Genomic DNA, 357 nt, shown 5'->3' on the forward strand with positions numbered 1-357 from the left:
TCGATGGACGTCACGCTCGATAACGGCGCCATGCACCGTCTGGTGGGCTATCACCTGGTCAACGAAGACCGGCTGGCAGCGCTGGAGCCGGGTGCACTGGCCGAACTTCATGCCGAAGGCCATCTGCTGCCCTCCTACATGGCGCTGGCGTCACTGGGCAATCTGGCGCGGTTGGTGCGCCGCAAGAACAAGCGTGCGGATGGTTGAAGCATCGCATCTTGATCGCCTGCCGCGCGTGGCCGAAGAGGTTCTGGCGCCGGAAGCGTTGGCTGACCGGTTGACCGGGGCCACGACGCCGTTCGTGGTGCGCGGGCTGGCGGCGGACTGGCCACTGGTCAAGGCCGGCCGGCAGGGTGC

General features: G+C 67.2%; 1 protein-coding gene. It reads left to right on the forward strand.

Annotated elements, in window-relative coordinates; genetic code table 11:
* On the forward strand, positions 1-207 hold a 207-nt coding region (locus RT662_RS00380; protein WP_313668185.1), incomplete at its 5' end, for a SapC family protein.
* Positions 208-357: the final 150 nt, after the last annotated feature.

The sequence above is a fragment of the Sandarakinorhabdus sp. genome, assembly GCF_032115815.1.
Classification (GTDB): domain Bacteria; phylum Pseudomonadota; class Alphaproteobacteria; order Sphingomonadales; family Sphingomonadaceae; genus Sandarakinorhabdus.